General features: G+C 71.5%; 18 protein-coding genes. 14 read left to right on the top strand and 4 right to left on the bottom strand.

Annotated elements, in window-relative coordinates; translation table 11 throughout:
- The first annotated feature begins 8 nt into the window (after window positions 1–8).
- The 4 genes from AC1RLW_RS23005 (at window position 9) to AC1RLW_RS23020 (ending at window position 3702) form a co-directional block, all read left to right on the top strand.
- Entirely contained in the window at window positions 9–1121 is a 1113-nt protein-coding gene (locus AC1RLW_RS23005; RefSeq protein ID WP_493195244.1) for a winged helix DNA-binding domain-containing protein, read from the top strand.
- A gap of 87 nt (window positions 1122–1208) precedes the next feature.
- Window positions 1209–1865: a response regulator gene (locus AC1RLW_RS23010; RefSeq protein WP_062480678.1), complete on the top strand. Its 657-nt coding sequence runs from the start codon at window positions 1209–1211 to the stop codon at window positions 1863–1865.
- Window positions 1862–3223 carry a sensor histidine kinase gene (locus AC1RLW_RS23015; RefSeq protein WP_493195246.1) on the top strand — a complete coding sequence of 454 codons (1362 nt, stop codon included), beginning with the start codon at window positions 1862–1864 and terminating at the stop codon, window positions 3221–3223. The genes AC1RLW_RS23010 and AC1RLW_RS23015 overlap by 4 nt, the downstream gene beginning before the upstream one ends.
- A 140-nt stretch (window positions 3224–3363) precedes the next feature.
- A complete protein-coding gene (locus AC1RLW_RS23020; RefSeq protein ID WP_307637602.1) occupies window positions 3364–3702 on the top strand; it encodes a hypothetical protein in 339 nt (112 codons plus the stop codon).
- Between the two features lie 24 nt (window positions 3703–3726).
- Here the strand turns inward: AC1RLW_RS23020 and aqpZ are convergent, their stop codons facing one another.
- Together aqpZ and AC1RLW_RS23030 are read right to left on the bottom strand one after the other, a co-directional pair.
- Window positions 3727–4431, bottom strand: a complete 705-nt coding sequence (gene aqpZ / locus AC1RLW_RS23025; RefSeq protein ID WP_095747097.1) for an aquaporin Z — start codon at window positions 4429–4431, stop codon at window positions 3727–3729.
- A 188-nt stretch (window positions 4432–4619) separates the two neighbouring features.
- Window positions 4620–5633, bottom strand: a complete 1014-nt coding sequence (locus AC1RLW_RS23030) for a zinc-dependent alcohol dehydrogenase family protein (protein WP_493195248.1) — start codon at window positions 5631–5633, stop codon at window positions 4620–4622.
- Between the two features lie 100 nt (window positions 5634–5733).
- Between AC1RLW_RS23030 and AC1RLW_RS23035 the strand changes: the two genes are divergently transcribed.
- From AC1RLW_RS23035 to AC1RLW_RS23080, 10 genes are all read left to right on the top strand, one after another.
- The gene (locus AC1RLW_RS23035) at window positions 5734–6642 is read left to right on the top strand and encodes a LysR substrate-binding domain-containing protein (RefSeq protein ID WP_493195250.1); all 909 of its coding nucleotides are present in this window, start codon (window positions 5734–5736) and stop codon (window positions 6640–6642) included.
- Between the two features lie 57 nt (window positions 6643–6699).
- The gene (locus tag AC1RLW_RS23040) at window positions 6700–7749 is read left to right on the top strand and encodes an ABC transporter substrate-binding protein (protein ID WP_493195252.1); all 1050 of its coding nucleotides are present in this window, start codon (window positions 6700–6702) and stop codon (window positions 7747–7749) included.
- Between the two features lie 158 nt (window positions 7750–7907).
- Window positions 7908–9944: a molecular chaperone HtpG gene (gene htpG, locus AC1RLW_RS23045; protein WP_493195254.1), complete on the top strand. Its 2037-nt coding sequence runs from the start codon at window positions 7908–7910 to the stop codon at window positions 9942–9944.
- A complete protein-coding gene (locus tag AC1RLW_RS23050; RefSeq protein ID WP_493195256.1) occupies window positions 9941–10513 on the top strand; it encodes a hypothetical protein in 573 nt (190 codons plus the stop codon). The genes htpG and AC1RLW_RS23050 overlap by 4 nt, the downstream gene beginning before the upstream one ends.
- A 58-nt stretch (window positions 10514–10571) precedes the next feature.
- A complete protein-coding gene (locus tag AC1RLW_RS23055; protein WP_493195258.1) occupies window positions 10572–11918 on the top strand; it encodes an SWIM zinc finger family protein in 1347 nt (448 codons plus the stop codon).
- Window positions 11915–13474 carry a DUF5691 domain-containing protein gene (locus tag AC1RLW_RS23060; RefSeq protein WP_493195259.1) on the top strand — a complete coding sequence of 520 codons (1560 nt, stop codon included), beginning with the start codon at window positions 11915–11917 and terminating at the stop codon, window positions 13472–13474. The genes AC1RLW_RS23055 and AC1RLW_RS23060 overlap by 4 nt, the downstream gene beginning before the upstream one ends.
- A complete protein-coding gene (locus tag AC1RLW_RS23065) occupies window positions 13471–14550 on the top strand; it encodes an AAA family ATPase (RefSeq protein WP_062482644.1) in 1080 nt (359 codons plus the stop codon). Before AC1RLW_RS23060 ends, AC1RLW_RS23065 begins: the two co-directional genes overlap by 4 nt.
- Window positions 14551–14563: 13 nt before the next feature.
- Window positions 14564–16912, top strand: coding sequence for a DUF5682 family protein (locus tag AC1RLW_RS23070; RefSeq protein ID WP_493195261.1), 2349 nt, complete (start codon window positions 14564–14566; stop codon window positions 16910–16912).
- Complete coding sequence (locus tag AC1RLW_RS23075; RefSeq protein ID WP_369630507.1) at window positions 16909–18123, top strand: VWA domain-containing protein; 1215 nt, start codon at window positions 16909–16911, stop codon at window positions 18121–18123. Before AC1RLW_RS23070 ends, AC1RLW_RS23075 begins: the two co-directional genes overlap by 4 nt.
- A complete protein-coding gene (locus AC1RLW_RS23080) occupies window positions 18120–19109 on the top strand; it encodes a Bug family tripartite tricarboxylate transporter substrate binding protein (protein WP_493195263.1) in 990 nt (329 codons plus the stop codon). The genes AC1RLW_RS23075 and AC1RLW_RS23080 overlap by 4 nt, the downstream gene beginning before the upstream one ends.
- Window positions 19110–19114: 5 nt before the next feature.
- On the opposite strand, the gene AC1RLW_RS23085 is transcribed toward AC1RLW_RS23080, so the two are convergent.
- Together AC1RLW_RS23085 and AC1RLW_RS23090 are read right to left on the bottom strand one after the other, a co-directional pair.
- Window positions 19115–20263, bottom strand: a complete 1149-nt coding sequence (locus AC1RLW_RS23085; protein WP_369645492.1) for a CaiB/BaiF CoA transferase family protein — start codon at window positions 20261–20263, stop codon at window positions 19115–19117.
- Complete coding sequence (locus AC1RLW_RS23090) at window positions 20260–20706, bottom strand: PaaI family thioesterase (protein ID WP_493195264.1); 447 nt, start codon at window positions 20704–20706, stop codon at window positions 20260–20262. The genes AC1RLW_RS23085 and AC1RLW_RS23090 overlap by 4 nt, the downstream gene beginning before the upstream one ends.
- Window positions 20707–20720 lie beyond the last annotated feature (14 nt).

Consider the following 20720-nt stretch of genomic DNA (forward strand, 5'->3'; position numbering starts at 1 on the left):
ACCCGCCCATGGCCGCGATGCTGAGCCGTCGCGCGCTGAACCGGGCCACGCTGGCCCGGCAGATGCTGCTGGCACGGCGCAAGGCGAGCGTCGTGCAGGCCATCGGGAAGCTGGCCGGGCTGCAGGCGCAGGCGCCCAACCCGCCCTACATCGGCCTGTGGAGCCGGCTCGAAGGCTTTCACCGCGCGCAGCTGACCGACGCGCTGAAGAACCGCCGCATCGTGCGCATGTCGACGCTGCGCGCCACCCTGCACCTGATGACCGCCGCGGACGCGTGGGCCTGGCGGCCGCTGCTTGAGCCCGTGCACCAGCGCGGCCTGTCGGGCCTGCATGCGCGGGCCCTGGAAGGCGTCGACCGCGCGGCCGTGGTGAAGGCGGGCCGTGCACTGCTCGGCGACGGGCCGCTCACCGGCACGGCCCTCGGCCAGGCGCTCGCGGCGCGCTGGACAGACCACGCGCCGGCCTCGCTCGCCGCGCTCATCCGCAACAACGTGCCGCTGGTCCACCTGCCACCCGCGGGCAGCTGGAATTCGCACCAGAACGCGCTGCTGCAGCCGCTCGGTGATTGGCTGGGCGATGCCACCGCCGAGATCGCCACCGCCACGCAGGACGACCTGCTGCTGCGCTACCTCGCCGCCTTCGGCCCCGCGACGCTGGCCGATGCCGGCGCGTGGTCGGGCCTCACGGGCTGGAAGGCCGTGGCCGATCGGCTGAGGCCGCAGCTGCGCGTGTTCACGGGCGACGAGGGCCAGGAGCTCTTCGACCTGCCGCGCGCGCCGCGCCCCGACCCCGACACGCCCGCGCCGCCGCGCCTGGTCGCCGAGTGGGACAACCTGCTGCTCTCGCACGCCGACCGCCGCCGCGTGCTCGACGAGGCGCACCGCGCCCGCGTGTTCACCATCAACGGCATCGTGCGCGGCACGGTGCTGCTCGACGGCTTCGTGGCGGGCACCTGGAAGATCGAACGCGCGACGCGCTCGGCCACCGTGGTGCTGGAGCCCTTCACGCGCTGGTCGGCGGCTGACCGGCGCGGCGTGGAGGAAGAGGCACTGCGCCTGCTGGCCTTTGCCACGGACGCAGAGGACGAGCAGCACGCCGTCCGCGTCCTAAGCCCCGCCTAAGTCTTCGCGCCTACGCTGCGCCGAGGCGCAGGGCCCCTGACGATCATCCCGGTCGCGTGCTACCTTGCGCGCAAAGGAGTCGCCGCAATGCGCGTGCTGCTGGTGGAAGACGACGAAATGATCGGGCGCAGCCTGAAGCAGGCGCTCGAGGGCGCGGGCTGGTCGGCCGACTGGGTGCGCGACGGCGAGCTGGCGCACAGCGCGCTCGGCGACGGCGGCTACACCTGCGTGCTGCTCGACCTGGGCCTGCCCCGCCAGGACGGCACCGAGGTGCTGCGCCGCGCGCGCGAACGCGGCGACGCCACGCCCGTGCTGGTGCTCACCGCGCGCGACGGCCTGGACGACCGCATCCACAGCCTCGACCTCGGCGCCGACGACTACTTGCTCAAGCCCTTCGAGTTCCGCGAGCTGCTCGCGCGCATGCGTGCCGTGGTGCGCCGCCGCGACGGCGCCGCGCATTCGCTGATCGGCACCGCCGCGCTGCAGCTGGACCTCACGACACGCGAGGTGGCGGTGAACGGCGTGCGCGAGGCGCTCACCGCGCGCGAGTTCGCGCTGCTGCATGCGCTGCTGGAGCGGCCCGGCGCCATCCTCTCGCGCGAGCAGCTCGAGAACCGCATCTACGGCTGGGGCGATGAAGTGACCAGCAACGCCATCGACGTGCTGATCCACGGCATGCGCCGCAAGCTCGGCGCCGACGCGATCCGCAACGTGCGCGGCCTGGGCTGGCGAGTGGCTGCATGACCGATGCCGCCCGCCGCTGGTGGCGCCCGCGTTCGCTGCGCACCCAGCTGCTGCTGTGGCTGGTCACGCTGCATGTAGTGGCGGCGGTGCTCACGGCGTGGTTCTCTTTCCTGGCCTACGGCAATCTCGTGCACAACGCGCTCGACGATCAGATGCGGCTGGTGGCCGAGTCGTACGCGGGCAACGACCCGCCCAAGACCCCGCGCGCGATGGACGGCGAAGCGGCCTTCTCGCGCGGCGCCTTCGTGGTGCAGATCTGGAGCGCCGACGGCGCCACCTTGCGCGCGAGCTCGTGGCCTGCGCTCTCGGTGCCGCTGCAGCCCGGCAACGGCTTCAGCGACGTGCACGCCGAAGGGCCCGCGCATTCGCGCTGGCGCGTGTTCACGGCCGAGCCCGCGCCGCATGCCGATGCGCCGCGCGTGCAGGTGCTGCAGAACGAGGACTACCGCCATCGCCGCGCGCTGCGCCGCGCCCTGCTCGAAGGCTTGCCGATCGCGCTGCTGCTGCCGGCGGCGCTGCTGGTGCTGTGGCTCATCGTGTCGGCCGCGTCGCGCTCGCTGCGCGGCGTGGCGCGCGACGTGGCCTCGCAGGACGAGCGCCGCCCCACCGAACTGTCGCTGGCGCGCGTGCCCGACGAGATCACGCCGCTGGTGGGCGCCTTCAACCACCTGCTGTCGCGCGTGCGCAGCGCCTTCGCCACGCAGCGGCGCTTCGTGCAGGACGCGGCGCACGAGCTGCGCACGCCGATGGCCGCCATCGGCCTGCAGATCGAGAACCTGCGCGCGCACGTGCCGGCCGGCGAAGCCACCGAGCGCTTCAACCAGCTGGAGGCCGGCGTGACGCGCGCGCAGCACCTCATCGAGCAGCTGCTGCAGCTGTCGCGGCAGGACGCGCCGCCCTCGGATGCGCCGGGCGAGCGGGTCGACATCGAGGCGTTGCTGCGCGAGAGCCTGGGCCAGCGCATGGTGCTGGCCGATGCGCGGCGCATCGACGTGGGCTTCGAAGGTTTGACCGGTGCGGTGGTGACCGCGCCTGCGATCGAGTTGCGCAGCGTGTTCGACAACCTGATCGACAACGCGCTGCGCTACGCGCCCGAAGGCGGCGTGGTCGATGTGCGGCTGCACCGCGTCGACGGGCAGGCGGTGGTCGACGTGCTGGACAACGGACCGGGCATTCCGCCGGCCGAACTCGAGCGCGTGTTCGACCGCTTCTTCCGCGTGCCCGGCGCGGCGGCGGGCGGCAGCGGGCTGGGCCTGGCGATCGCGCGCACGGCGGCCGAGCGGCATGGCCTGCGCATCGAGCTGCGCAACAGGGACGACGGGCCGGGGCTGAGGGCGCGGGTGCTGCTGCCGATGTAGCCGTTGGGGTGCTCACTCCCCGCTCATTCTTCGCTCACGCTGGCCTCAGTCAGGCTGCCTAGAGTGGCTGCAGGTCCTGCTGCGCGCGGTCCGCGCGACGGCACCGGACCGGAGACAACCTGCCCTCAGGAGAACACACCATGCGCACTTCGTTCAAGCTTCTCGCCGTTGCTTCCTTCACCGCGTTCGCGGCGCTGGGCACGGTCAACGCCTCAGCCGAAACCACCGACGGTTCGGACTTCCACCCGCTGCAGTTGAATTCGCCGGAGAACCCGGAGGTGCAGGCCGGCGCGATGGCGGCGGCACGTCCGAGCGGCACGGAGCCCATTGGCCAGTCGACGTCGGCGCCGGCGATCAACGGGATGACGCCGGTGTCCGACATCCAGGCCGGCGCCTATGCGGCGTCGCACCCGACGGGCACCGAGCCCATCGGGCAATCGACTTCACTGCCGATGGTGAAGTCGGGCAGCGGAAGCTGATTCCGCTGCCGGGGACCTGCCAGCTCAGTCGTCGTTGCTGCTGAGCAGTGCGCGGTAGATCACCGCGCCGATGATCGCGCCCACGATCGGGGCGACCCAGAACAGCCACAGTTCCGACACCGCATACGACGGGCCGAACAGCGCCGGGCCGGTGCTGCGCGCCGGGTTCACCGAGGTGTTGGTCACAGGGATCGACACCAGGTGGATCAGCGTCAGGCACAGGCCGATGGCCATGCCCGCGAAGCCGGCCGCCGCGCGCTTGGCGGTGGCACCCAGGATCACGATCAGGAACACGGCGGTCATCACCACTTCGCTGATGAGTGCGGCCGTCATGCCGTACTTGCCGGGCGAGTGCTCGCCGTAGCCGTTGGTGGCAAAGCCGCCGATGTCCGCGCCCGGCTTGCCGGTGGCGATCAGGTACAGCACGCCGGCCGCCGCGATGGCGCCCAGCACCTGCGACACGATGTAGCCCGGCAGCTGCCCGGCCTTGAAGCGGCCCGCGGCGGCGAGGCCGATCGACACGGCCGGATTGAAGTGGCCGCCCGAGATCGGACCGAGCGCGTAGGCGCCGGTGACCACCGTCAGACCGAAGGCCAGCGAGACGCCGAGCAGGCCGATGCCGACGCCCGGAAAGGCCGCTGCCAGAACTGCGCTTCCGCAGCCTCCGAGCGTGAGCCAGAAAGTACCAATGAATTCTGCAGACCACTTTTTGTAGGTACTGTGTTCCATAACGCTCCATCCTGAAGTTGAGAAAGCACGCTCGGCGGGGGCCGAACGCGGGCCGCATTCTAGGAACGGGAATTGGAGGCGTCGAGCAAACCGGCGCGCTTAGCGGCAACTGTTCACGAATGCTGTGGATTTGTGCCCTGCAGCATTTGCAAATGGTCGGGCGAGGGCGGGGCCGCGTCACATCGTCGTCATGCCATCGTCACGACGACCTTGCCGAACGCGCCGCGTTCCAGGTGGTCGAGCGCGGCGGGCAATGCGTCGAAGCCGTAGCGCGCGGCGATCACCGGCTTCAGTGCGTTCGCATCGACCGCGCGCACCAGCTCTTCGAGCGCGCGCCGGTGGCCGACGCCGATGCCCTGCACCGTCACGCGGCCGAGCACCATCGCGTAGAACGACGCGCTCAGCGTGTCGCCGCCGAGCATGCCGATGATCGACACGCGCCCGCCCTGCTTCACGGCCTGCAGCGAGCGGTCGAGGTCGGGGCCGCTGGAGAGTTCGAGCACGTGGTCGGCGCCGCGCCCATGCGTGAGTCGGAGCACCTCGGCGGGCCAGTCGCTGTCGCGCGCGAGCACGTGCGTGGCGCCGAGCGCGCGTGCCGCAGCCTGCTTGTCGGCGCTGCCCGTCACCACGATGGCCTGCGCGCCGTGCAGCCGCGCAAGTTGCAGGCCGAACAGCGCGACACCGCCGGTGCCGTGGACCAGCACCGTCTCGCCCGCGCGCAGGGCGCCGGTCTCCACCAGCGCGAACCACGCCGTGAGGCCGGCGCAGGGCAGCGTGCTCGCTTCCTCGAGGCTCAGCGTGGTCGGTGCGGCCACGGCCCAGTTCGCATCGATGCACACGTGCGAGGCCAGCATGCCCGGCCCGGGGCCGCCGAGCAGCGTGGTGTCGGCGTGCCAGTGGCTGTCGGTCCAGCCGCCCCAGAAGGTGTTGATCACGCGGTCGCCCACGGCAAAGCGGTGCACGCCGGGGCCCACAGCCACCACCGTGCCCGCCATGTCCGAGCCGGGCGTGAAGGGCAGCTCGAGCGCCATGCCCATGCCGTCGCGCACCATGAGCAGGTCGCGGTAGTTGAGCGCCACCGCGCCCACGCGCACGAGGATCTGGCCCGGGCCCGGCGAGGGCATCGGCGCCTCGGTTTGTTCCAGGTGGGCGCGGCCCAGTCGGGGAAGCTGCCAGCGGCGCAGCACATCGGGTTCTTGCATCGGAAAGGCTCCATCGGAAAAGATCGGCCTCGATGCTATTGACGATGAAAACGATCCGGTGGCGGATAATTTTCCGAAGAATGGTGCTTGAAAGTATCCAATGAGCCAACGCCTGCAAGGCATCGAGGAGTTCGTCGCGGCGGTGGAGGCGGGCAGCTTCGCGCTCGCCGCGCAGCGCCTGCACGTCACCCGTTCGGCCGTCGCCAAGAGCATCGCGCGGCTCGAGGCGCGGCTGGACACGCGCCTGTTCCTGCGCACCACGCGCAGCCAGAGCCTCACCGAGGAAGGGCACGGCTACTACGAGCGCTGCCGCCGCGCGCTGGCCGAGCTGGAAGCGGCCGAGGCGCTGACCGACGCCGCGCGCCACACGGCCAGCGGCCTCGTGCGCCTGAGCATGCCGGCGATGCTCGGGCGGCTCAAGGTCGGGCCGCTGCTGCTGGCCCTGGCGCGCCAGCATCCGCAGCTGTCGCTGGAGCTGGCCTTCAACGACCGGCGCGTCGACCTCGTGGAAGAGGGGCTCGACCTTGCCATCCGCAGCGGCGAGCTCGACGACAGCGCCGGCCTCGTGGCGCGGCCGGTCGGCGTGCAGTGGATGCTGCTGTGCGCCGCGCCCGCGTACCTGGCCGAGCGCGGCCATCCGCGCGACCTGCGCGCACTGGTCGCGCCGCACGAGGCCGTGTACTACGCCCGCGACGGGCAGGTCTCGCCCTGGCGCTTTCGCGAGGGCGATGCGATGGTGGAGGCCGCGCTGCCTTCACGGCTGCGCTGCGACAGCGCCGAGGTGCTGCTGGAGGCCGCCATCGGCGGCATGGGCCTGGCGCGGTTGCCGGCCTGGCTGGCGGCCGACGCGCTCGCGGCCGGCACGCTGGTGCGCGTGTTCGACGAGCCCGAGCCGTTTGGCTTTCCGCTGCACGTGATCCGCACGCCGAGCCGCTACCTGCCGCTGAAGACGCGCGTGGTGATCGACTGGCTGGTGGAGCATTTGCCGCCGCTGCTGGCGACACGCTGAGCCCACGAACGCCGACGGGCGCTATCCTGCGCTTTCAAACAACGAGGAGACCTGCGCATGCCTTCCATTGCCCCCCGACACACCGTGAGTGCCTTGGCCACCGCCTGCCTGGGCGCGGCGCTCCTGCTCGGGGCGTCGCAGGCCGCCGCGCAGGGCACCGTCAACGCGCTGTGCAGCACCGACGCGGGCTGGTGCGAGGCGGCCGCCACGGCCTTCACGCGCGAGACCGGCATCAAGGTGCAGCAGGCCCACAAGGGCACCGGCGAGATCGGTGCGCAGCTGCGCGCCGAAGCCGCCAACCCCAAGACCGACCTCTGGTGGGGCGGCACCGGTGACCCCTTCCTGCAGGCCGCCGAGCAGGGCCTGCTCGAGCCCTACCGGCCGGCCTACATCAACGACCTGCACGACTGGTCGGTGCGCCAGTACGCCATGTCGCAGAACATGGTGGGCGGCTTCTACACGAGCGCGATGGGCTTCGGCTTCAACACCGAGCTGCTGAAGAAAAAGAAGCTCGCCGAGCCGAAGTGCTGGGCCGACCTCATCAAGCCCGAGTACAAGGGCGAGATCGAAATTTCGCACCCCGCCACCAGCGGCACGGCCTACACCGTCATCGCGGGCCTGGTGCAGCAGATGGGCGAGGAGCCCGCCTTCGACTACCTGAAGAAGCTGCACAGGAACGTCACCAGCTACACGCGCAGCGGCCAGGCCCAGGCGCCCAACGTGGCCAAGGGCGAGGTGGCGATCGGCGTGAGCTTCATCTTCGGCTTCGAGCGCTGGCGGCACGACAAATTTCCGGTGAAGACCGCCGCGCCCTGCGAAGGCACGGGCTTCGAGATCGGCGGCATCGCGCTCGTGAAGGGCGCGCGCAACAAGGAGAACGCCAAGCGCTACTACGACTGGCTCATGAGCCCCGCGGGCCAGTCCATCGGCGCCAAGGCCGGCAGCCTGCAGTCGCCGGCCAACAAGACCTTCAAGCCCGATCCGCGCATTCCGTCGATGGAGAGCGTGAAGCTCATCAAGTACGACTTCGAGAAGTACGGCAAGGCGGCCGAGCGCAAGCGGCTCATCGACCGCTGGACGCGCGAGGTGGAGTCCCAACCGCGCTGAAAGCGCGGCGCCGAGCCGACACCCGTGTGACAAAGTTCGCGCGGCCTTGCGCTCGTTGTTTTTTGGCGCGACAACCCCAGTTCATAAAGTTGGCAAGGCCGCCGCCCGCCGCGGGCGGCTCGCCTTAGAATTTTTTGGCTTCGATCCCTTTCTTTCCCATGGCTGATTCCTCCAATACCAAACTCCCGTTCCAGGCTGAAGTCGCGCAACTGCTGCACCTCGTCACGCATGCGCTGTACTCCAACAAGGAAATCTTCCTGCGCGAGCTGATCTCGAACGCGTCCGACGCGTGCGACAAGCTGCGCTTCGAGGCGCTCGACCACCCCGCGCTGTACGAAGACCAGCCCGACCTGGACGTGCGCCTGACCTTCGACAAGGCCGCGCGCACCCTCACCATCACCGACAAGGGCATCGGCCTGTCGCGCCAGGAAGCCATCGACAACCTGGGCACCATCGCCAAGAGTGGTACCAAAGACTTCATGAGCCGCCTGAGCGGCGACCAGAAGGCCGACGCACAGCTCATCGGCCAGTTCGGCGTGGGCTTCTATTCGGGCTTCATCGTGGCCGACAAGATCACGGTCGAGTCGCGCCGCGCGGGCCTGCCCGCCGACCAGGGCGTGCGTTGGGTGAGCGGCGGTGCCGGCGACTTCGAGGTGGCCGACATCACGCGCGCCGCGCGCGGCACCAGCATCACGCTGCACCTGCGCGACGACGCCGACGAATACCTCAACGCCTGGAAGCTCAAGCAGATCGTCGGCAAGTACTCCGACCACATCTCCCTGCCCATCCTGATGGAAAAGGAAGAGTGGAAAGACGGCGAGAACGACCAGCCCGGCGACATGGTGAAGACCGGCGAGTGGGAAACGGTGAACAAGGCCAACGCCCTGTGGAGCCGACCCAAGAAGGACATCACCGCCGAGCAGTACGAAGAGTTCTACAAGAGCATCAGCCACGACTTCGAGGCGCCGCTGGCCTGGAACCACAACCGCGTCGAAGGCAGCACCGAGTACACGCAGCTGCTGTACATCCCGTCCAAGGCCCCGTTCGACCTGTGGAACCGCGACAAGAGCGCCGGCGTCAAGCTGTACGTCAAGCGCGTCTTCATCATGGACGACGCCGAGGCGCTGCTGCCCAACTACCTGCGCTTCGTGAAGGGCGTGATCGACTCGGCCGACCTGCCGCTGAACGTGAGCCGCGAGCTGCTGCAGGAAAGCCGCGACGTGAAGGCCATCCGCGAAGGCAGCACCAAGCGCGTGCTGTCGATGCTCGAAGACCTGGCCAAGAAGCAGAAGACCGCGCCCGACAGCAACGAAGGCAAGACCGACGTGGGCTCGGGCGAATCGGTGCCGGCCCCCGAGCCGACCGAAGGTGTGACCGACGTGGTCGACAAGAACACGCCCACCGCCGCTGAAACGGCCGCCGCAGCCGCCGACGAATCGGGCAAGTTCGCCAAGTTCTACGCCGAGTTCGGCGCGGTGCTCAAGGAAGGCCTGGGCGAGGACATGGGCAACCGCGACCGCATCGCCAAGCTGCTGCGCTTTGCCTCCACCACGAGCGACGTCGCGAGCGTGAGCTTCGCCGACTACAAGGCGCGCATGAAGGAGGGCCAGGACGCCATCTACTACATCACGGCCGACAACCTCGCCGCCGCCAAGAACAGCCCGCAGCTCGAAGTCTTCAAGAAGAAGGGCATCGAGGTGCTGCTCATGACCGACCGTGTCGACGAGTGGGCGCTGAACTACCTCAACGAGTTCGACGGCACGCCGCTGCAGAGCGTGGCCAAGGGCGCGGTCGACCTGGGCAAGCTGCAGGACGAAGCCGAGAAGAAGGCCGCCGAGGAAGCCGCCGAGTCGTTCAAGCCGCTGCTCGAGAAGCTGAAGGAAGCACTCAAGGACAAGGCCGAAGACGTGCGCGTGACCATGCGCCTGGTCGACTCGCCCGCCTGCCTCGTGGTGGAAGACGGCGGCATGAGCACGCAGCTCGCGCGCATGCTCAAGCAGGCCGGCCAGCCCGCGCCCGACCTCAAGCCCGTGCTCGAAGTCAACGCCGAGCACCCGCTGGTGAAGAAGCTCGAAGGCTCCGCGCATTTCGACGACCTCGCGAACATCCTGTTCGACCAGGCCCTGCTGGCCGAAGGCGGCCTGCCGGCCGACCCGGCCGCCTACGTGAGGCGCGTCAACGCGCTGCTGGTGTGAACGCCCGGCCGCGCATCGTTCGTCGCGCAGCGGCTGCCACCTCGGCGCTGCTGCTGTTGCTTCTGGTGGGCGGCTGTTCGCACTATCACATCGGCATTCCGCTGGTGCCCGGGCTCTCGCTCGGGCTCGGTGCCACCAAGGACGGCAATTTCTCCGTCGGCCTGAACACCGGCTGGGGCCCGCTCGGCGCGGGCGTGGCGCTGCATGACAACGGCGCCGTGACCGGCTCGGCCAGCGTCGGCGTGGGAGTCGGCGTCGGGCCGATCGGCACCGGCGTGGGCGTCGGCAAGAGCGTGGTGCTGCACAACCCGTACGAGACGGCGGCGCCAGCGCCCGGGCAGGCGACGCCGGCCGTGGTGGTGCCTGCCGGCACACCGCCCGCCACGCCCGTCACCGTCACCAAGGCAGGCGTCACGCGGCCGATGGCTTCGTCGCCGTCGCCGCAGCCGTCGCCACCGATCGCCGCCGCACCCGTGCCGGCGGCCCGCGTGTCCTACCGCGCCCCCGCTGCGAAAACAGCGGTCGTGGCCGGCGAAGCAGGCACGCCCGGCAACCCCATCGCGCCCTGATGGTCGCGCCCCTCCCACCCCTGACCGCGCCGCGGCCCGGCGCGAGGCTGCCCTTTCCATGAGTCTCAGTACCGAAGCCGTCCTCGCGCTCGCGCCGGACGACGCCTCCGCGAAGGCCGCCAAAGGCCTGCTCGCGCCCGCCAAGTGGCCCACGCTCGCGCACTCCGACGACGCCGTCTGGGGCGAATGCCAGGGCAGCGGCAGCAAGCCCTACCAGACGCAGGTCGACCTGTCGGGCCCGGTGTTCCGCTGCTCCTGCCCGAGCCGCAAGTTCCCCTGCAAGCACGGCCTGGCGCTGATGCTGCTGCGCGCGCAGAGCGAAGCCAGCTTCACCGCTGGCGCGCCGCCGCCCTGGGTGGCCGACTGGCTCGCCTCGCGCCGCGACAAGGCCGAGAAGAAAGAAGCCCGTGCCGCCGAACCGGCGGCCGCACCCGATCCCGCCGCGGCCGCCAAGCGCGACGCGCAGCGCTGGAAGCGCATCGAGGCCGGCGTGCAGGAGCTCGCGCGCTGGCTCGACGACCAGACCCAGCGCGGCCTGGCCGCGCTCGGCAGCGAGCAGGCCGAAGGCTGGGCCGCCATGGCCGCGCGCATGGTCGATGCGCAGGCGCCGGGGCTCGGCCAGCGCATCACGCAGGCGGCCGAACTGATCGGTGCCGGCGAAGGCTGGCCCGCGCGGCTGCTCGACCGGCTGGGCCGGCTGCAACTGATCGTCGATGCGGTGCCGCGCCGCGACAGCCTCTCGCCCGCCACGCGCGCCGACCTGCGCGCCGCCCTCGGCTGGCCGCAGGACCGCGAGGCGCTGCTGGCCGACGGCGAACGCGTGAGCGACCACTGGCTCGTGCTGGGCCAGTGCCTGGACGAGCGCGACACCAAGCTGGTCGAACGCCATGTGTGGCTGCAGGGCCGCGCGAGCGGACGCCGCGCGCTGCTGCTCGACTACTCGCACGGCGGACGCGGCTTCGAGACCGGCTGGGTCAGCGGCAGCGAACGCGCGGCCGTGCTGTGCTTCTATCCCGGCCACGCCTCGCAGCGCGCGGTGGTGGCCGAGTTGCCGGCCGAGGCCGCATCGACCGCCGCGCCGGTCGCCGCTGACGACGAAGCCGGCGAATGGCAACGCATGGCCCAACAGATCGCGGCCAACCCGTGGCAGCCGCTGCTGCCCCTGGTGTGGGCCGATGCCGTGCCCGCGCGGCACGGCGACCAGTGGTGGCTGCGCCTGGGCGCCGCGTCGCAGGCCTTGCCGATGCAACTGGCGGCGGCCGAAGCCTGGCAGCTGCTGGCGCATTCGGGCGGTGCGCCGCTGCGCGTGTTCGGCGAATGGGACGGCGAGCAGTTCGCGCCGCTCACCGCGTGGGCGGCTGAGGGTGGAACACCCGTCTGGACCTTGAGCGGAGCACGCGCATGAGCCACTGGAACACCTTGCTGCAGACCGCCCTCGTCGGCACCGCACGCCAACCCGTGCCGGCCGCCGACGGCATGGCCGGCGATTTCGGCGCGCTGCTCCAGGCGCTGCAACAACCCACCGACACCGCGCAGGGCCTGCTGCTGCGCGTCGCGGGCGCCGTGGCCGTGGGCCGCCGCGCGGGCTTCGTCGCGCCGGGCCTGCCCGCCGACGACGCACCGCCCGCCGCCAACGATCCTTCTCCCGCGCTCGGCGACCCCGCCTTGCTCGCCGTGATCGCCGATGCACTCGCCAGCGGCCCGCAGCGCCTGCAGCACGAGGTGCTGGCCGTGCTCGCCACCGCCGGCTGGCGCCTGCCGCCCAACCTGCTGCCCGCCGCGCTCGACGCCGGCCGCCGCGACACCGCGCTGCGTCCCGCCGTCGTCCTCGCACTCGGCGAGCGCGGGCGCTGGCTGGCCGCGCGCAACGACGACTGGCGCTACGCCGTCGGCGCCAGCGCGCAGGCCGACAGCCAGACCCGCTGGGACGAAGGCAGCATCGACCAGCGCCGCGCCGTGCTGGCCGAGCAACGCCGCGACGACCCGGCCGGCGCGCGCGAACGCCTCGCCGCCGAACTGCCGCAGCTGCCCGCCAAGGAACGCGCCGTGCTGCTCGGCGCACTGGCCGAGAACCTCGGCCCCGACGACGAAGCGCTGCTCGAAGCCCAGCTGAAAGACCGCGCACGCGACGTGCGCCAGACCGTGGTCGAGCTGCTGCAGCGCCTGCCGGCCAGCGCGCACGTGCGGCGCGTCGAGGCCTTCCTCGCGCCGCTGCTGTCGTCGCAAGGCGCGACGTGGCAACTCAACGCCCCCGAAGCCGCCGACCCGCGCTGGAAGGACGACGCCATCGACGCCGCGCGCCCCACGCACGACAGCCTCGGCGAGCGCGCGTGGTGGCTCTACCAGCTCGTGCGCCAGATGCCGCTCGCGTGGTGGACCGCGCGCACCGGCCTGACGCCCGCTGCATTGCTCGACTGGGCCGCCAAGGGCGACTGGCACGACGCGCTGCTGCGCGGCTGGAACGAGGCCGTGCTGGCCGCGCCCGATTTCGACTGGTGCGACGCACTGCTCGACCGCCCGCGCGGCCACCGCGGCGGCGTGGGCCCGCTGCTGGCGCTGCTTCCGCGCGAGCGCCGCGAGCGCCACTGGGCGACGCAGCTCGGCGATGCGGGGCAGGGCGTGCAGGACGTCGTCGCGTTCGCCGACCAGGCCTGCGCGCCCGGCGACACGCCCTCGGCCGCGCTGTCGCTGCGCATCGCGCAGGCGCTGCGCATGCGCGTCGAGCGCGGCGACCTCGTCAACGACTACGTGCTGCGCCAGGTGCTCGGCACCGCCGCCGCGCTGCTGCACCTCGATGCACTGGCGCTGCTGGCCGACCTGCCGCGCGCGGCCGAGGAAAGCCCCGGCCTCGCCAACGCACTGGCCGACACCGCGCGCATCGTGCGTGCGCGCCGGCTGGTCGCAACGCTTCCTTCTTCCTCTTCTTCTTCACTTTCAACCTCTTCCCAAGGCCGTCCATGAGCAATGTCCTGCGCCAGCATGCCGAACAGCAATTCGCCGAAGAACTCGAAGCGCTCCAGAAGGTCGACGACCGCCAGCGCCCGGCCAACTGGAAGCTCTCGCCCTGGGCCGTGCTCACCTACCTGATGGGCGGCAAGCTGGCCAACGGTTTCGAGGTCAGCCCCAAGTACATCGGCAATTCGCGCCTGATGGAAATCGCCGTGTCCACGCTCGCCACCGACCGCGCGCTGCTGCTGTACGGCGTGCCGGGCACGGCCAAGTCGTGGGTGTCGGAGCACCTGGCGGCCGCCGTGAGTGGCGACTCGACGATGCTGATCCAGGGCACGGCCGGCACCAGCGAAGAGCAGCTGCGCTACGGCTGGAACTACGCCGAGCTGCTGGCCCATGGCCCGTCGGAAAAGGCGCTGGTGCCGAGCCCGCTGGTGCACGCCATGCGCCTGGGCAAGATCGCGCGCGTCGAAGAACTCACGCGCATCCCGGCCGACGTGCAGGATTCGCTGATCACCGTGCTCTCGGAAAAGACCCTGCCCGTGCCTGAGCTGGGCACCGAGGTGCAGGCCACGCGCGGCTTCTCGGTCATTGCCACGGCCAACAATCGCGACAAGGGCGTGAACGAACTGTCGAGCGCGCTCAAGCGCCGCTTCAACACCGTGGTACTGCCCGTGCCGTCGAGCGAGGCCGAAGAAGTGCAGATCGTCGTCAAGCGGGTCGGCGAGCTGGGCCGCGCGCTCGCGCTGCCGGCCGAGCCGCCCGCGCTGCAGGAAGTGCGCCGCGTGGTGCAGATCTTCCGCGAGCTGCGCAACGGCCAGACCGAAGATGGCAAGACGCGCATCAAGTCGCCCACCTCCACGCTCTCGACCGCCGAGGCCATCTCGGTCATCAACAGCGGCATGGCGCTGGCCGGCCATTTCGGCGACGGCGTGCTGCGCTCGGCCGACGTGGCCTCGGGCCTGATCGGCGCGGTCATCAAGGACCCGGTGCAGGACCAGGTCGTGTGGAAGGAATACCTCGAGACCGTCGTCAAGGAACGGGCCGACTGGAAGGACCTGTACCGCGCCTGCCGCGAACAACTCTGACGCGGACCGGCGCATGAGCACGAGCGCGGCGCCTTCGCCGCTGCACTACTTCGGCATCCGCCACCACGGCCCCGGCTGTGCGCGCAGCCTGTTGCGCGCCTTCGAGTCGCTGCAGCCCGACTGCATCCTCGTCGAGGGCCCGCCCGAGGCCGAGCCGCTGCTGTCCTTCCTGGCGCATGCCGACCTGCAACCGCCGGTGGCGGTGCTGATCCACGCGAGCGAGGACACCGGCCTGGCCGCGTTCTATCCCTTCGCCACCTTCTCGCCCGAATGGCAGGCGCTGCAGTGGGGCGCCGCGCGCGGCGTGCCCACGCGCTTCATCGACCTGCCGCAGGCGCACCGCATGGCGATCGAACAGGCCGCACGCGCGGCCGACGAGGCCAAGGCCGCAGAGCCCGTCGACACGCCACTCGGCGATGACGAGACCGACACGGTGCCCGTCGCCGAAACGGTCGAAGCGCCCGAGGAAGAACAAGCGGCGAACATGCTGCCCGACGACCCCTTCGACTGGCTCGCCCATGCCGCCGGCTATGCCGACGGCGAGAGCTGGTGGAACCACATGGTCGAGGAACGCGGCGACGGCGAAGACCTGTTCGGCGCCATCGCCGAAGCCATGACCGCCGTGCGCGCCGAAACGCCCGAAGACCGGCGCGGCGTGCGCGCGATGGAACGCGAGCAGCGGCGCGAAGCCTTCATGCGGCAATCGATCCGCGAGGCCGTGAAGGCCGGCCACCAGCGCATCGCCGTCGTGTGCGGTGCGTGGCACGTGCCCGCGCTGCAGGGCGCGGCCACCGCCAAGGCCGATGCGGCGCTGCTCAAGGGCCTGCCCAAGCTCAAGGTGCTCGCGACCTGGGTGCCGTGGACCTACCGGCACCTCACGAGCGCCAGCGGCTACGGCGCCGGCATCGATTCGCCGGGCTGGTACGAACACCTGTGGCAGCAGGGGCACGAAGTGGCGGGGCGCAGCACCGGCTGGCTCGCCCGCGTCGCGCGCTTGCTGCGCGAGCACGACCTCGACTGTTCCTCCGCCCACCTCATCGAGGCCACGCGCCTGGCCGACACGCTCGCCGCGTTGCGCGAGCGCCCCGCGCCCGGCCTGCCCGAGCTCGACGAGGCCGTGCGCAGCGTGATCTGCATGGGCGAGCAGGCGCCGCTCACGCTCATCCGCGAGCGCCTCACGGTCGGCGACCGCATGGGCCAGGTGCCGGCCGACGTGCCCACCGTGCCGCTGCAGCGCGACCTCGAACAGGCGCAGAAAAGCCTGCGCCTGAAGCCCGAGGCCACCGCGAAGACGCTCGACCTCGACCTGCGCCAGCCCAACGACCTGGCGCGCAGCCACCTGCTGCACCGCCTGCGCCTGCTCGACCTGCCGTGGGGCGAGGTCACCGCCGGCCAGCGCGCGAGCCGCGGCACCTTCCACGAGGTGTGGCAGCTGCAGTGGCAGCCCGAGTTCGCGCTGCGCGTCATCGAGGCCAGCCGCTTCGGCGCCACCGTGGCGCATGCCGCCAGCGCGCGCGTGATGGAAGGGCTCGCGGCCGAGACCTCGCTCACCACACTGGCCGAGCAGGTCGACACCGTGCTGCTGGCCGACCTGCCCGTGGCCGTGCAGGCCGTGACCCGCGCGCTCGAAGACCGCGCCGCGCTCACCGGCGACGCCGTGCAGCTCATCGGCGCCGTGCCGCCGCTGGCCAACGTGTTCCGCTACGGCAGCGTGCGCCAGACCGACAGCGCGCTGCTCTCGCACGTGCTCGACAGCCTCATCGTGCGCGGCGCCATCGGCCTGCCGATCGCCTGCGGCGCGCTCGACGCCGAAGCCGCCGAGTCGCTGCGCACCCGCCTCATCGGCGCGCACGACGCCGTGCGCCTGCGCGACGGCGAAGAAACGACCACCGCCTGGCGCAACGCATTGCGCGCCATCGCCTTCGGCGAAACCGGCGCGCCGCTGCTGCGCGGCGTGAGCTGCCGCTTGCTGCTCGACGATGCGCAGATCGACAGCGACGGCGCCTCGCAGCAACTCGCACGCAACCTCTCGGCCGGCGCACCGCCGACCGATGCGGCGGCCTGGCTCGAAGGCTTTCTCAACCGCAACGCGATGGTGCTGCTGCACGACGATGCCGTGTGGTCGCTGGTCGACGGCTGGCTCGCGGGGCTCGGCGAGGAGCACTTCGTGCAGGTGCTGCCGCTGGTGCGGCGCAGCTTCGCGGACTTCTCGGGCGCCGACCGGCGCGCGCTTGGCGAACGCGCGAAACGCGGCGCGGTCGGCGGCACGTTGCCCTCGGCCGTGGCCGCCACCGACTGGGACGAATCACGCGCGGTGCTCGCGCTGCCGCTGCTGCGGGAACTGCTGGGAGTGAAGGCATGAGCGCGAATCCAACGCCCACCGACGACGAAGAAACCCTGCCGCCCACCGACCGCCTGCAGCGCTGGCGCCTCGTGCTCGGCAGCGAAGCCAACGCCAGCTGCGGCGCCATCGAAGGCCGCGTGCGCGAGATCGACCAGGCGCTGGCCGCGCTCTACGAAGCCGACGGCCGGCGCGGCCTGGGCCAGGGCGGGCAGCGCGGCGGCCGGGGCGATTCGGCGCCCAGCGTGGCGCGCTGGCTCGGCGACATCCGCAAGTACTTTCCGAGCCAGGTGGTGCAGGTGATGCAGCGCGACGCGATGGAGCGGCTCAACCTGCGCCAGATGCTGCTGCAGCCCGAGATGCTGGAGAACGCGCAGCCCGACGTGCACCTGGTGGCCAACCTCGTGGCGCTGGCGAGCGTGATCCCGGCCGGCACCAAGGACACGGCGCGCGCCGTGGTGCGCAAGGTGGTCGACGAGCTCATGAAGAAGCTCGAGGAGCCGATGCGCAGCGCCGTGAGCGGCGCGCTCAACCGCAGCCAGCGCAACCGCCGCCCGCGCCATTCGGAGATCGACTGGCACCGCACCATCCGCGCCAACCTGCGCCACTGGCAGCCCGAATACCGCACCGTGGTGCCGCAGACGCTGGTGGGCTACGGGCGCAAGGCGCGCCAGCCGCAGCGCGAAGTGATTTTGTGCATCGACCAGAGCGGCTCCATGGCCGCGTCGGTGGTCTATTCGAGCATCTTCGGCGCGGTGATGGCGAGCCTGCCGGCGGTGTCGACCAAGCTCGTGGTGTTCGACACCGCCGTGGTCGACATGACCGAGCAGCTGCAAGACCCGGTCGACCTGCTGTTCGGCGTGCAGCTGGGCGGCGGCACCGACATCAACGGCGCCGTGGGCTACTGCCAGACGCTGGTGCGCGAGCCGCGCAACACCATCCTGATCCTGATCTCCGACCTGTACGAAGGCGGCGTGGAAGACGGCCTGCTGCGCCGCGCCCACCAGCTGGTGGAGGCCGGCGTGCAGTTCATCGCGCTGCTGGCGCTCAGCGACGAGGGCGCGCCTTCGTACGACCGCGACCTGGCCGCCAAGCTCGCGGCGCTGGGCGTGCCCTCGTTCGCCTGCACGCCCGATGCGTTCCCGGGCCTCATGGCTGCCGCCATCAAGCGCGAGGACGTGTCGACCTGGGCCGCGGGGCAGGGCCTGAAGACCAGCCGGGCCGCCCCGTGAAGCAGCGCCGCCTGCCCGACCTGAAGCGACGGCGGCTGGCCGCGCTGCTGGGTCTGGTGGCCGGCACGGCCTGGGCGCAGCCCTCCGACGACACCGCGCGGCCGATCCGCTGGATCGTGCCCTTCCCGACGGGCGCGATCGCCGACGTCGTCGCGCGCGCCATCGGTGCCCAGCTCACCATCGACACGGGCCAGCCGGTGCAGATCGAGAACCGGCCGGGCGGCAACACCGCGCTCGCCGCCCTCGAGGCCGCGCGCGCACCGGCCGACGGCCACACCGTGCTGTCGGCCGACAACGGCATGCTGGTGTTCAACCCGGCGCTGTACCGCAGCCTGAGCTACAGCCCGTCGCGCGATTTCACGCCCGTCACGCAGCTGGTGCGGCTGCCGATGGTGCTGCTGGTCGGCCCGGCCAGCGGCGTGCGCGATGCGCGTGCCTTCATCGAGGACGCTCGCGCTTTTCCGGGCCGCTTCAGTTTTGCCTCGGCCGGCAACGGCAGCGCGCAGCACCTCGCGATGGCGCTGCTGGCGCGCGAGGCCGGGCTGGAGATGGTGCATGTGCCGTACCGCAGCGCCGGGCCGGCGCTGGTCGAGGTGGCGGGCGGGCAGCTGCCGTTCGCGATGGGCGAGCTCGCCACGGCGCGCCGCTTCATCCAGGGCGGCCGGCTGCGCGTGCTGGCGGTGGCGAACCCCGCGCGCCTGGCCCAACTGCCGGGCGTGCCGACCTTCGCGGAACTGGGCCTGCCGAAGGTCGAGGCCGCGATCTTCCACGGCCTCGTGGCACCGGCGGGCACGCCGCCCGAGGTGGTGGCGCGGCTGCAGCGCGCGGTGGCCAGCGCTTTGCACAACCCGGTGGTGCAGCGCCGCCTGGCCGAGGCCGGCGTCGAGCCGGTGGGCGGCACGCCGGCCGAGTTCGAAACGCTGCTGGCGCGCGAGTCGGCGCGCTGGCATCCGCTGATCCGCGCGCTCAAGCTCTCGCTGGATTGAGCTGGTCAGCGCCCCGCGCTGTCGTCGCTCGGCAGGAACGCGTCGCCCGGCGTCAGCGGCGCATGGCGGTAGCTGGCCGGCGTGCGGCTGAGCTTCACGGGCGCGCCGATGCCGCGGTAGCCGCCTTCCATCTCCACCACCATCTCGCGGTGCAGCGTGTGCGGATGCTGAAGCGCCGCTGCCACCGGCAGCACCGGCGCGGCGGGCACGCCGGCGGCCATCAACTGGTCGACCAGCGTGCGGCCGTCGAAGGCGGCGAGCGCGGCTTCGAGCTGCTGCTTGAGACCGTCGCGGTTCACCGAGCGTGCGCCGGCGGTGCGGTACAGCGGGTCGTCGGCCAGCGCGGGCAGGCCGATGCAGCGGCAGAAGCTCGCGAACTGGCGGTCGTTGCCCACGGCCACGAAGATCGGGTCGGTGCCCGTGGCCAGCGCGTCGTAGGGGTAGATGTTGGGGTGCGCGTTGCCGGTGCGGCGCGGCGCCGTGCCGTCCATGAACCAGTTGGCCGCGTGCGGGTGCAGCAGCGAGAGGCCGCTGTCGTACAGCGCCGCCTCCACGAACTGGCCGCGTCCGCTGCGGTGGCGCTCCTGCAGTGCGAGCAGCACGCCGATCACCGCATTGAGCCCGGTCACCATGTCGACCACCGGCAGGCCCACGCGCAGCGGGCCGCCGTCGGCTTCGCCGTTGATGCTCATGATGCCGGTCATGGCCTGCACGGCGGCGTCGTAGCCCGGCAGCGCGCCCAGCGGGCCGTCGGCGCCGAAGCCCGACACGCGGCACCACACCAGGCGCGGAAAGCGCTGCGACAGCGCCTCGTAGCCGATGCCCCAGCGCTCCATCGTGCCGGTCTTGAAGTTCTCGATCAGCACGTCGGCCTCGGCCACCAGCGCCAGCAGCGCCTCGCGGCCTTCCTCGGTCGAGAAGTCCAGGTGCTGCACGCGCTTGTTGCGGTTCAGGCCGTGGTAGTACGAGGCCACGCCTTCCTTGAAGGGCGGGCCCCAGGTGCGCGTGTCGTCGCCCTGCGGCGGCTCGACCTTGAGCACGTCGGCACCATGGTCGCCGAGGATCTGGCCGCAGTAGGGGCCGCCGAGGATGCGCGAGATGTCGAGCACGCGGATGCCTGCGAGGGCGCCGGTCGAAGAAGGGGCGGTGGTCATGGGATGGACTCGGAAGAAGAGGGAGCGGTGCGCGGCACCAGCTTGAAGGTGCCGGTGGCCAGCGCGAGCAGCTCGCCGTCGGCGTTGCGCGCCTCGCCGCGCGCGAAGCACATCGCACGGCCGCGCCGCTCGCACACGGCGGTGGCGATCACGTCGCCGGCACACGGCGCGGTGTAGTGCACCGTGATGTCGACGGTGACCACGCCGAAGGCCGTGGGCGCGTGCGAGCGCACGGCGCTGGAGAGCGCGCAGTCGAACAGCACGGCGATCGCGCCGCCGTGCACGTCGCCGCGGCTGTTGGTGTGGTCGGCGCTGTAGGGCATGCGCACGCGCGCGTGCTCGTCGCCGATGGCCTCGCCGCGCAGCGCGAAGGCGCGGGCCATCGGCATGGGCAGGCCGAACAGCACGCCGGTCGGCTCGTCGATGAAAGCGGGGTCCTGCATGCGGCGCACTCCGT

Source organism: Variovorax sp. GW822-FHT04A09 (assembly GCF_058801005.1).